This window comes from Curtobacterium sp. VKM Ac-1376 (assembly GCF_015351025.1).
Classification (GTDB): domain Bacteria; phylum Actinomycetota; class Actinomycetes; order Actinomycetales; family Microbacteriaceae; genus Curtobacterium.
In genome coordinates this window covers 21,846-33,615 of sequence record NZ_JADKRV010000005.1, presented here as the reverse complement: position 1 = coordinate 33,615, position 11,770 = coordinate 21,846, and the positions used below count along the sequence as shown (strand labels likewise).

Below are 11,770 nucleotides of genomic sequence, written 5' to 3'. Positions count from 1 at the left end.
GGGCTGAGCGTAGTGGCTCGGCAGCCCTACCCGAAGAGGTTCACGGGGCGAACTATGTCGGCGTAGATGAGCAGGGCGCTCATGCCCGCCAGCAGCACCACGACCACCATCGTCAGGGGCATCGTCTTCGCCAGGTCGATCGGCCCCGGGTCCGTCTTGCCGACGAGCGTGAAGGAGCGTCGCTTGATCGCCTCCCACAGCGCACCGGCGATGTGCCCACCGTCGAGCGGCAGCAGCGGCACCATGTTCAGCACGAACAGGCCGATGTTCAGCGAGGCGAGGAGCCCGAGGATCGTGTACGCCTTGTCGACCACGGGGACACCGCTCATCGACGAGACCTCACCGATGGCACGGCCCACGCCGACCACCGACACGGGGCTGTCCTGCGACCGCTCCTGCGCGCCGAACGCCGCGTTCCACACCGCGACCAGCCGCTGCGGCAGGTCCATGATCAGGTGCGCCGAGGCCGCGATCTGGGCGCCGGTGGCCGGCAGGACCTCGGCCGGCGACTGCCGCACCAGGGACTGCCCGATGCTGACGCCCACGACGCCGACCCGCTGGGTCTTCGTCGTGCCGTCGTCGTTCGTGACGACCTTCCCCTCGGCGTCGTACACGTCACGGGTGGCGGTCGTCGGGGTGATCTCGAGCGTCTTCTCCGCACCGTCGCGCTCGACCACGACGGTGACCTGCTCGCCGGCGGAGCGCTGGAAGACCTCGGAGACCCGCGCGATGGTCGGGTCCTGCTCACCGTTCACCGCGAGCACGACGTCGCCGGACTCGATGCCGGCCTGCTTCGCCGGGGAGACCGCGTCCCCCGGAACGCACTCGGTCGTCTTGCTGGTGGGCAGCACGCAGTCGACGCTCGAGGTGAAGGTCGTGGTCGGCGCCCCGAAGCCGCAGAGCAGGACGCCGAAGAGCACGATCCCGATGACCAGGTTCATGGCCGGACCGGCGACCATGACGATGATGCGCTTCCAGGGGGTCAGCCGGTAGAAGGCCCGAGAATCATCGCCGCCGGAGTCCGCGATCTGCTCGGCGCTGGCCTGGCGGGCGTCCTGCACGAACGCGCCGTACATGCCGGTGTTCGTGATCGCGCTCGCACGACCGGAAGCGCGCGGCTTCAGCATGCCGACCATCGAGATGTAGCCGCCGAGCAGGATCGGGCGAACGCCGTACTCGGTCTCGCCCCGCCTGAACGACCAGATCGCCTTACCGAAGCCCAGCGAGTACTGCGTCACCTTGACGTTGAAGAGCTTCGCGAAGGACAGGTGTCCCAGCTCGTGGAGTCCGATCGAGACCAGCAGGCCGATGATGAAGACGACCACGCCGAGGATGAAGAGCAGGACGGATTCGACGGTCACCGGGAAAGGGTACGGGACTGATCCCATGACGGAGCCGAGCGCCGTCTGAGAAGTGATCCGGGCCTCTCCCCACCGGCACGACCGTCCCGCCGCTGGTGCGGCCGGGAGGCGCGACTCGCGTCAGCGGGACAGCGCGCGGTCCGCCGCGGCGCGGGCCCAGCGCTCCGCCGCCAGCACGCCGTCGAGTGACGGCTCCCCCGCCGTGTGCTCCTCGACGATGCGCTCGACGGTGTCGACGATGTCGAGGAACCCGATGGCACCCGCGTGGAACGCGGCGACGGCCTGCTCGTTCGCGGCGTTGAACACGGCTGGAAACGTGCCACCGAGCTCGCCGACGCGCTTCGCGAGCGTCACGGCACCGAAGGCCTCCTGGTCGAGCGGCTCGAAGGTCCACGTGCTCGCGGCCGTCCAGTCGAGCGGGACACCGACGCCGGGTACACGGTCCGGCCACGACAGACCGAGTGCGATCGGCAGCCGCATGTCCGGTGGTGAGGCCTGGGCGACGGTGGAGCCGTCGACGAACTCGACCATCGAGTGCACGATCGACTGCGCGTGCACCGTGACCTCGATGCGGCCGTAGGGCACGCCGAACAGCAGGTGGGCCTCGATGACCTCGAGACCCTTGTTGACGAGGGTCGCGGAGTTCGTCGTGACGACGAGCCCCATGTCCCAGGTGGGGTGCGCCAGCGCCTCGGCCGGCGTGACGTCGCGGAGCTGCGCGCGGGTGCGGCCGCGGAAGGGTCCGCCGCTCGCGGTCAGGACGAGCCGCTGCACCTCGGTGTCGGCACCGGAGCGGAGCGCCTGCGCGATCGCGGAGTGCTCGCTGTCCACCGGCACGATCTGCCCCGGCGCTGCGGCCTGCTGCACCAGCGAGCCGCCGACGATCAGGCTCTCCTTGTTCGCGAGCGCCAGGGTCGCGCCGCTCTCGAGCGCGGCGAGGGTCGGGCCCAGCCCGACGGAGCCGGTGATGCCGTTCAGGACGACGTCGGCCGCGACGCTCCGGACGAGGTGCTCGGAGTCCGTCGCGCCGAACGCCGTGTCACGGACACCGAAACGCGCTGCCTGCTCGGCGACGAGTTCGCGGTTGCTGCCGGCGGTGAGGCCGACGACCTCGAAACGATCGGGGTTACGGGCGACGACGTCGAGCGCCTGGGTGCCGATCGAGCCGGTGCTGCCCAGGACGACGATGCGCCTGCGGGTCATGGTCAGCCCTTGGCGAGGATGTCGACGACGAAGACCAGCGTGGCGTTCTTCGGGATGCCGGACCCCTCCTGCGGGTTGGCGCCGTAGGCGTCCTCCGGGGTGGCGACGATGAGCACCTGCGACCCGACCTTCTGACCGACCAGTCCGGTGACGAAGCCCTTGATGAGCGCGCTCTCGGAGACGGTGAAGGTCGTCGGTGCGCCCTTCGACCACGAGGAGTCGAACTCCTTGCCGGTGTCGTAGACGACGCCCTTGTACTGCACGAGTGCCGTGTCACCGTCGGCGATGTCTGCGCCGTCGCCCTGCTTGAGGACCTCGACGGTCGTCTTCGTCGGCGCCTTCACGCCCTTGGGGACGGAGATCTCCGGCTCGCCGGAGGCCTTGTCCTTGACGGTGGGCAGCCCCGGGTCCTGGTCCTGCGGGGTGCCGTTCGCCTTCGTCGGGGTCTGCGCGACGATGTCCGCGACGACGACGATCTCGCCGCCGGTGTTGAAGCCGAGGGCAGAGGACTGCCCGACCGCGGCGACCCGGTCCCCGACCGTCGAGCAGGCGAGGAGCGCGCCGAAGCCGGACCCGCCGACCGAGAGCACCTGCGGGTTTCCCTCGTCGAAGCCGACGGTGCCGAGCTTCTTGGCGTCGGAGGCTTCGTACACGCTGTAGGAAACCTGCGCGTAATCGCCCTCGTCGAGCGCGGCACCCTTGCCCTTGACGAGCCGGGTGGCCTGTGGGGTCTTCGCTGAGAGGCCCGACGTGAACTTCACGGTCGGCGCCTTCGCGCCACCGAACGACCCGGTCGCCTCGATGGCGTCGGACGACTTGCCCGGGTCCGGGCAGGACGTGATCGCGGAGGCCGTGGCGCTGGCGGACGGGGACGGCGACGCCGAGGACCCGTTCGAGCCGGAGCCGGAGCAGGCGGCGAGTCCCAGCACGACGGCGGGGACGATGGCGATCGGGAGCAGGCGGAGACGCTTCACGGGACCCTAGTCTGCCTCACGCGTCGAAGAGTCCCCTGCCAATGACGCAGCCTGGACGACGAGGTGCGGTTCGTGGTGCACCGGGAACGCGACCGACCGCGCGATGAAACAGAGCTGGTTGGCGGTCACGTGCGCGGCTTCGGCGTCGGCGACCCGGTCGGCTTCGAGGATCGTCACGACGGGGTGCAGGGTCGCCCCGGTGAGCTCACCGGAGCCGTCGCGGTTCAGGCGGAGCGAGGCGGTGGCGGTGTCCCGGTAGTCGACGACGGTGAACCCCTGGGTGACGGCGACGTGCAGGTAGCTGAGCATGTGGCACTGGGCCAGTGCGGCGACGACGAGTTCCTCGGGGTTCCACCGGTCGCGGTCACCGCGGAACGACGGGTCGGCGGAGCCGGGGACGTCGGGCTTGCCGGTCGCCGAGACCACGTGCTCGCGGCCGTAGTCGCGGTACCCGGACGTGCCGGTCCCGCGGTCGCCGGTCCAGCTGACGGAGACCTCGTAGGAGTGGTCGTTCACGGTTCGGCCCTTCTCGTCGGCGTCGGTCCGGCCGTGGCGGGTGTCCGCCTTGGCTAGCATGGCGGCATGACGGTGAGCCCCGAAGTCCGCACTGATCGCCATCCTCTCACCGCCGACGGGTCCGTCGAACTGGCGGTTCTCGAACGCTCAGGGTTCGACGAGAGCCGGCACGTCGGAGCCGGCGTGGTCGTCGACGCCGCCGGCACCGTCATCGACTCGGTCGGCGACGGCACCGCCAGCATCTACCCGCGCTCGACGATGAAGCCGTTCCAGGCGCTGGCGGTCCGGGGTGCCGGTGCGCTGTTCTCCGACGAGGAGCTCGTCCTCACCACTGCGAGCCACGCCGGCACCGCAGCACACCAGGCCCTCGCCCTGCACATGCTCGAGTCGTTCGACCACGTCGAGGCCGACCTCGGCTGCCCGCCCGACATGCCCTTCGACCGCGGCACCGCCCGAACGATGGACGGTCCCCGCCGTCTGGCGATGAACTGCTCCGGGAAGCACGCCGGCATGCTCGCGGCCTGCCGGGTGAACGGGTGGGACGCTGCGACCTACCTCGACATCGAGCACCCGTTGCAGCGGCGGGTGCGCTCCGTGGTCGAGGAGTACACCCACGAGACCGTCGACCTGGTCGGCACCGACGGCTGCGGGGCCCCGGTGTTCCCGTTGACGCTGACCGGACTCGCGCGCGGCTTCGCGGGTGTCGTCGCCCGCGGCGACGACGACTCCGCTGCCCTGACGGACGCGGTCCTCGCCCACCCTTGGGCGATCGACGGCGTCGGACGGGCGAACACCGTGACGATCGAGCGGCTGCAGGTGCTGGCGAAGCTCGGCGCCGAGGGCGTCATGGTGATGGGGCTGCCCGGGGGCGCGGCGGTCGCGGTGAAGGTGCTCGACGGGTCGCAGCGCGCCGGTACCCTCGCGGCGCTCGCGCTGCTCGAGCGGAACGGGCTGGTCGAGGCCGCCGGCATGGCGGATGTGCTCGCAGCGATCGGCGAGCAGGTGCTCGGCGGGGGCGTGCCCGTCGGCGCCGTGCGCGTCGGTGCCGGACTGCGCTGACCTACCCGACCCCGGGATCGGCTGACAGGAGCGGGAGCACCGGGCGCACCTCCGTGCTGTGCTGCTCGTCCGGGCAGCGCACGGAACAGCCGTAGCGGGAGACCTCGACGGCCACGTCCCACCGCCGTGGCAGCGATCCGAGTCCGGCGACGAGCACCACGGTGCCGACCGCTCGGCCCTGGGCGTCCAGGCGGGCGAGGACCGCGGTGTGGTCCGGGAGGCCGAGCGCGTCGCCGTCTCCCCCGGGACCGTCGCCGGCGTCGACGTCGCACCGGGGCCCGGAGGCGGTGACGCTCCGGATGTCGTCGTCGGCTGCCGCACCGGCTCGGACCTGCTCGGCGATCGCGCGGAACACCGCGTCCGCGAGCACCCCGGCGCCGACCACCACCACGTGCGATGCCGCTGCGACGGCGACCGCAGGACCGTCCGGTCGATGGCCGAGGACGAGCGAGCCGCCTGCCGTTCCCCGGTCGGGCGGACGGTCGTCCTCGGACGCAACGGAGAGCCCGGACCCGACGTCGAGCTCGGGGCCGGGGTCTGGCGCTGGCGCTGGCGGTCCGGCGACGACCACGACATCGGACGGGCCCGGCCGTGGCGACCGGTGGAGCACGACGTCGACGATCGCACAGCACGCCGCCGCACCGATCAGGACCGCCCGCCGACCAGCGTCGACCGGCGACAGGACGCCGACCAGGAGCAGCGCGACCGCCGCACCCACGACGAGACAGCGAGCAGTGAACGGGGACACGCTCCCATCGCAGCAGGTCCCGCACGACGGCTGGCGGCCCGAGCGGCATCTGTGGAGAAGTCGCCGGACCGGCCGGCGGTCACTGGACCAGGAAGAACTGCTCGCCGATGTCGACGCGGGCGCCACGCTCGACGCGGTACCGGCGCCCGGGCTCGCAGCGACGGATCGAGCCGTCGATGTGTCGTACGACCGTACCGTTGCCGGAGAACCGGTCGGAGACCCAGAGGTCGTCGCCGTCACGCCCCATCTCGAGGTGCGTCTTCGACACCGACTTGCCCGGGTCGTGGACGGTCAGCAGGTCGTCGTACCGCTCTCCTGGCTGGGGACGCGGCAGGCGGCCGAGGAGCCCGGTCCCGTGCACCCCGAACCGCTCGCCGGTGCTGAAGTGCAAGACGAACGGTGCTCGGGTCGGGGTCTTCGCGACGATGCGGGTCTCGTCGACGTCCTCGTCGAGTTCATCCGAGTGGGCATCGGAGTCGAACTCGGTGTCCGACACGGTGCGGTCCTCGGGCGGGAGCGGCAGAGCGGCACCGTGCACCCCCGGGATCGGGGGCAGCGGCGCAGCGAGGGGCGCACCGGCCGTGGTCGCGGACGGCGCGGAGGACGGCACGGTGGCGGACCCGGGAACCGGCGGGACCGGGGTGCCCGTGGTGCTCGGGGCGACGGAGGAGTCGCTCGGTGTCTCGAGCCCGGACACGGGGGCCGCGTGCGCGCCACGGGGCCGCCGACCTGGGTCGGACCGCTCGACCTCCGCACGCTCCGACTCGTCGTCGGGCAGGTTCTGGTCGTCAGTCCCTGTCTCGTCGGACGGGATCTCGTCGTCCGGTCCGCCGGCGGTGGCAGGCTCGGCCACGCCCGCCCGGGGTGCTCCCTCGGCGTCGACCGCTTCAGTTGCGGTGGCCTCGTCGCTGCCGCCGGAGTCCTCTGCTGCCCAGTCGGGTCGCGTCATCGGCAGCGGCATGACCGGCCCGGTGAAGGCCGCCGTCACGGCAGGACGGACCGCCCCGCACTCACTGCAGAAGATGTCGTCGGGCTCGAGCCGGTTGCCGCAGACGTGGCAGATCGTCGTCGCGTGCATGCCCGGGGTGACGAGCGGTGCGGGGCGCGACGGACGGCGGTCGACCAGCGGCTCGACGACGGCGGTGTCCCCCGGCTGCGGCGGCGAGACGACGGGCGGCTGCTCGTCCTCTGGCGTCAGGGCAACAGCGGCGTCACCGCTGACGTCGTCACGAGCGCGGTCGTCAGCGGTGGGGGCGGTCCGGCCGTGGGCGTCGATCCGCGGTCCGCCCGGCACCGGGGGCACGACGGGCTCGGAGGGTGCTTCGGGAGCAGCAGCACCGCCACGCCCGACCCACCAGGACGGCCCGACCGGGGCCGCAGTGGGCGCGGTCGCCGCCGGCGGTGCCCAGATCGGCACCACCGGTTCAGCGGCTTCGACGGGTTCAGCGAACTCGGCGACGGCGGGCTGTTCGGCGACCGGCTCGGCCGGGCGTGCCTCCTGGTCGTCGACGGGTTCGGCGGGCGCGTCAGACGTTGCGCGCCGGGGCGGCTCGACGGGGTCGGCGGGGTCGGCTGGCCTCCGGTGCACCGGGACGAGACGCGTGCGCTCGGGGTCGTCCGCGGCGGAGGGATCGTCGGGCTCCGACCGGAAGGCGTCCGGGTGGAGCGTCGGCTGCTCCTCGGACTGCGCAGGAGCACCGGACCAGTCCTCGAACCCGGACCCGGCTCCGTGCACGTGCGACGGGGCCTCTCGAGGGGCGAAGTCGCTCGGGCGCTGCACCGGGACCGACGCGGGCGGTTCCGCCCCGCGGCGATCGGCACCGGTGAGCCAGGCGCGGGTGGCTGGGTCGAGCGTGGATTCGGGCAGCCAGGCGTCGGACGCGGGATCGGAGCGCCGGCCGTGCGCGTCCGGCTGTTGCAGGGGCGGCGGCGGTGCCTGCTCGACGGGGGGCTGCGCGACCGGGCGACGGTTCGCCGCGGCGGTGACCGCGCGTCCGCACTCACCGCAGAAGATCGCCCCGTCCGGGAGCATCGATCCGCAGTGTTCGCATCTGATCACGGGGTGCCTCTGTCCTCACTCGGCCGTCCACGACGCTCGTCCGGCCTCCGATCATCGTAGTCGTCGCGTCCCGACGCACCCTGGTCGTCGGGTCCGCGGCGAGGTCGAGGGGGCCGCAGCGACCGGAGCGAGACGGCTGTCCGGAAGCGTTCTCGACGCGTCCGACCGGTGCGGAGTGAGCCGATCGCGTCGTCGGTCGCGGACCACATCCGGTCGGCCGTCGCCCGGTCGGAGTCACTCGGTCCGAAGACCGCGCGGTCGGCCAGGGCGGCCAGACCGGTGCCGCCGTCCCCGGGGGCCCCGACGACCGCTTCGCGCCGGGTGGCAGACCGAGCGACGTCGTGACCGCGATCGAGCAGCGCGTCGCGGTACTCGTCCCACGCACCGACGATGCGGCCGCGCGGGCTCGTCGCGTTCCGGCGCCTCCGCCGCCGCAGGCGCTTCAGCAGCACGACCACCGCGAACGGCAGGAGGACGAGGGCGAGGAACCCGAGCGTCCCGAACGCCCACGGCAGCACCGCGAGCAGGATCTGCAGCCACAGCGGCTGCACGGGCGGCGTGTTCCGGTCGCTCTCGGGCGGCGCCTGCTGGTCCTGGTCCTGCTGGTCGGCGGGAGGCGGCGGCACGACTGTCTCCGGTCGGGTCACCGGCTGCGGGGTCTGCTGCTGCTCGTTCGGGATCTCGCGCACCGTCGGGTTCGGGTTGAGCATCACCCACCCCCACTGCGCGGTGTCGACCTCGATGCGAGCCGTGACGTCCGAGCCGCGGAAGGTGGTCAGATCGCCGCGCTGCGCAGTTCCGGTGGTACCCGAGTCACCACCCGCGGTGAAGCCCATCACCACCCGGGCCGGGAACCCGAGCTCGTCCGCCATCAGTGCTGCGGCGGCGGCGTACTGCTCCTGGTCACCGATCATGAGCGGCGCGGTCAGGAGTTCCTGGATGCGGTCGGCACCGTGCCCCGATCGGCTCACCCGGTCGTCGCCGACACCGTGGCTCACGTACCCCGTGCGCGTGAGCGACCGGAGCGCCGCGAGCAGCTTCGCACCGGGCGAGGACTCGTTCGCCGTCGTGGCCTCCACCGTCTCGCGCACTGCGTCGGGGACGTCCCTGGCCGTCGGGACCGTCGCGTCCCCCGGTCGCGCGGCGGCGAGCTCGCGCTCCGACGGCTGGTCCGGGATGACGGCGGTCAGGTCGTAGGACGTCCCGTCCTCGACCCCGCCCACGACCGCCCCGGTGCGCGTGGAACCGTTGTAGAAGAAGGCGCCACGCTCCTCATCGGCGCCTGGACCGGTGAACTCGACGCGCTCCAGGTCACCGACGGTCGGCAGCCAGACCCCGCGGTAGCCGTCGACCGCGACGCGGACCTCCACGGTGGTGCCCTCGACACCACGCACGTCGACGGACGTCGGCACGCGCTCGAACGTGCCCGACCCGGACGACCCGTCGGCGCCCCCGACGCGGTAGACCACGCCGTCGTACGTGTCGAGGGTCGCGATGCGGACGAACCCGTCCTCCGGCAGACCGGTCACGCGGAGCTGCGGCGAGTCCGCAGCCGTCGACTCCTCGTAGGCGCGGAACCCGCTGAGCGGGCTGACGTGGTCGCGCGGGTCGAAGGGCTTGACGACGTCGGTGCGGGCGACGGTGCGCTCCACCGAGGGCGGTGCGACCAGACCCAACCCGGTCGCGACGACCGCCGCCGCGACGATGGTGCCCGTCCCGACGAGCGCGGGGCGCACGATCGAGCGCACGACCGGCACGCGCGATCCGATGGTGGCCGCCACGGCGACCGCGCGACGGACGTGCCGCACGGTCAGCGCCCAGACCAGCGCGATGCCGACCAGGACGACGGCCGTCAGGACGGACGTGTCCAGCCGGCTCGGCCCGACGACCACGCCGACCGCGAACAGCACCAGTGCCGGGATGCTCGCGAGCTCCTGCCTGGAGGCGCGGGTGGCCACGCTCACGGCCGTCACCGTGGCCACCAGGAGCATCACGAAGTAGGGCACGAGAAGCGCCTCGTAGGAACCCACCGGCAGGCTGATGGTCACCAGCTGCTTCCAGCCCAGCGCCACGCCGGCGAAGAGGTCGAGGAGGCCGCGCCCGGTGGGCAGCAGCCCGTCGGCCTGGCCCGGTACGGCCGCCGGGACACCGACGAGGGTGAAGGCCGCGATCGTCGCGATCGCGACGACGGCCATCGGCAGCCGCAGCAGGGTGCCGAGCAGGGCGACGACGGTACCGAGCACGACGGCCGTGACCGCGGCGACGATCATGGCGTCGTCACGGTAAACCGGCCACCAGGACGTGCTCGCCACCGCCAGCAGGAGCCAGACGACCAGGGTGCCACCGGCCAGACGGAACGGGACGAGTCGTCGCGCATCCCTCCGGGCGGATCGTCTGGTCGACCGCCGCGCCCGGTCCGCCGGAGCCGACGGGGTGGTCACCGGTGCCGCGCTCACGCTGTCGACGCCGATCGGTGCAGCGCGTGCCGGAGGTCGTCCAGGTAGCCGATGGTGACCACGGTGAGGCCGGCGACCCGGAGGAATCGCGGCTGGGCATCGGGTTCGCAGATCACCGCGACGACCTCGACGCCGACGGGGAAACGGGTGGCGGCCAGACGGAGCGCGGGCAGGCCGACCGTCGACCCGACCACGAGGAACGCGACCGAGATGCCCTCGGTGTCACTGCCGACGATGCGGGACACCTCGGCGATCGGCAGGCAGGCATCTGCCAACCCGACCGAGGCGAAGTCGTCGAGCAGACGCGTCGGCGTGACGGTGGGCAGCCTGCGCACCGCGTAGACGGCACGCTTCGCGAACTCCGGCGTGCGCTGCGAGACGGCAACGGAGACCTCGCGGCCGTCGCGGACCGCCCGTGCTCCGAGCGACGCGGCGGTGCTCACCGCGAGCTCGAACTCCTCGTCGTCCCCGAACTCCCCGCGCGCGATGCCCAGGACGACGACGAGGTGCGAGCGGCGGGTGTCCTCGAACTGCCGGACCATGAGCGCGCCGGACTTGGCGGTCGATTTCCAGTGGATGGTGCGGGGGTCATCGCCCGGCATGTACTCACGGATCGCGTGGAAGGCGATGTCCGCTGGGGACAGGTCGGTGGTGGCCTGGCCCTCGAGGTCGCGCACCAGACCGGTGCTCGTCGACGGGATGGCGATGGTGCGGGGGTGCACGATGACCTGCTCACGGGTGGTCCAGACGAGCTCGCGTCGGACGAGCCCAACCGGGTCGGCACGGACGCTGGTGACCGGCCCGACGTCGAGGACGCCGCGGCGGAGCGTCGGGACGGGGACCTGCCGCTCGAAGGTCGCGTTCGGCCCGATCGCGGGGATGGCGACGTCGACGAGCCCCGTGCCGACGGGCACCTCGACGGTGGTCGGGACCGACGGCAGACGCGTCGGGTTCTCCGCGGTGATCACCACACCGGCGTCGTCGCCGACCGCGACGCGGTGCTGCGGCAGGCGCATGCGGATCGCCAGGCGCGAGCGGCCGATGAGCGCGACGGCCGCGACGACGGCGAGCACCGCACCGGCGAAGCCGACGACGACGACCTCACGCAGCCCGAACCGGTAGCCGGCCACGAACGCGACGAGCGTGAGCGCGGCGACCGTCCAGCCGAGCCCGGTGACGACGGACGAGACCTCGGCCCAGGCACGCAGGACGAGCCTCCAGGCCGCTGCCCACAGCCGGACGATCCCGATGACCGCCTCGGCGGCGACACCGTCACGGTCACCGACGATCCGGGTCCGGACGTTGGTCATGCCGGTGACCGTCCCCGTGCGCTCGTAGGCGGTCGTGCCACGACGCGACCGCGTCGAGGTCGGGCGGCGCGAGCGCGTGGAGAC

Annotated in this window: 9 protein-coding genes; 1 reads left to right on the top strand and 8 read right to left on the bottom strand. The window is 72.6% G+C overall.

The genetic code is table 11. From position 1 onward, the window contains the following. Nucleotides 1-26: 26 nt before the first annotated feature. The 4 genes from ITJ56_RS08200 to ITJ56_RS08185 all read right to left on the bottom strand — a co-directional run bounded on the left by ITJ56_RS08200 (nt 27) and on the right by ITJ56_RS08185 (nt 4,114). Nucleotides 27-1,361 carry a M50 family metallopeptidase gene (locus ITJ56_RS08200; RefSeq protein ID WP_194629547.1) on the bottom strand — a complete coding sequence of 445 codons (1,335 nt, stop codon included), beginning with the start codon at nt 1,359-1,361 and terminating at the stop codon, nt 27-29. Nucleotides 1,362-1,481: 120 nt separating this feature from the next. Continuing rightward, the gene (locus ITJ56_RS08195; protein WP_194629545.1) at nt 1,482-2,564 is read right to left on the bottom strand and encodes a 1-deoxy-D-xylulose-5-phosphate reductoisomerase; all 1,083 of its coding nucleotides are present in this window, start codon (nt 2,562-2,564) and stop codon (nt 1,482-1,484) included. 2 nt (nt 2,565-2,566) lie between these two features. Next, nucleotides 2,567-3,538 (bottom strand): FKBP-type peptidyl-prolyl cis-trans isomerase, encoded by a 972-nt coding sequence (locus ITJ56_RS18925; protein ID WP_194629543.1) that lies wholly within the window; start codon nt 3,536-3,538, stop codon nt 2,567-2,569. A gap of 6 nt (nt 3,539-3,544) precedes the next feature. Further along, nucleotides 3,545-4,114, bottom strand: a complete 570-nt coding sequence (locus ITJ56_RS08185) for an OsmC family protein (protein ID WP_228517372.1) — start codon at nt 4,112-4,114, stop codon at nt 3,545-3,547. A 6-nt stretch (nt 4,115-4,120) separates the two neighbouring features. Between ITJ56_RS08185 and ITJ56_RS08180 the strand changes: the two genes are divergently transcribed. After that, nucleotides 4,121-5,113 carry an asparaginase gene (locus tag ITJ56_RS08180; protein ID WP_194629541.1) on the top strand — a complete coding sequence of 331 codons (993 nt, stop codon included), beginning with the start codon at nt 4,121-4,123 and terminating at the stop codon, nt 5,111-5,113. 1 nt (nt 5,114) lies between these two features. Here the strand turns inward: ITJ56_RS08180 and ITJ56_RS08175 are convergent, their stop codons facing one another. The 4 genes from ITJ56_RS08175 to ITJ56_RS08160 all read right to left on the bottom strand — a co-directional run bounded on the left by ITJ56_RS08175 (nt 5,115) and on the right by ITJ56_RS08160 (nt 11,686). Further along, nucleotides 5,115-5,861: a hypothetical protein gene (locus ITJ56_RS08175; protein ID WP_194629539.1), complete on the bottom strand. Its 747-nt coding sequence runs from the start codon at nt 5,859-5,861 to the stop codon at nt 5,115-5,117. A 79-nt stretch (nt 5,862-5,940) separates the two neighbouring features. Next, the gene (locus tag ITJ56_RS08170) at nt 5,941-7,920 is read right to left on the bottom strand and encodes a zinc-ribbon domain-containing protein (protein WP_323749757.1); all 1,980 of its coding nucleotides are present in this window, start codon (nt 7,918-7,920) and stop codon (nt 5,941-5,943) included. Then, complete coding sequence (locus ITJ56_RS08165; RefSeq protein ID WP_194629535.1) at nt 7,917-10,376, bottom strand: DUF3488 domain-containing protein; 2,460 nt, start codon at nt 10,374-10,376, stop codon at nt 7,917-7,919. Before ITJ56_RS08165 ends, ITJ56_RS08170 begins: the two co-directional genes overlap by 4 nt. Further along, nucleotides 10,373-11,686, bottom strand: a complete 1,314-nt coding sequence (locus ITJ56_RS08160) for a DUF58 domain-containing protein (protein WP_228517371.1) — start codon at nt 11,684-11,686, stop codon at nt 10,373-10,375. The genes ITJ56_RS08165 and ITJ56_RS08160 overlap by 4 nt, the downstream gene beginning before the upstream one ends. Between the last annotated feature and the right edge of the window lie 84 nt (nt 11,687-11,770).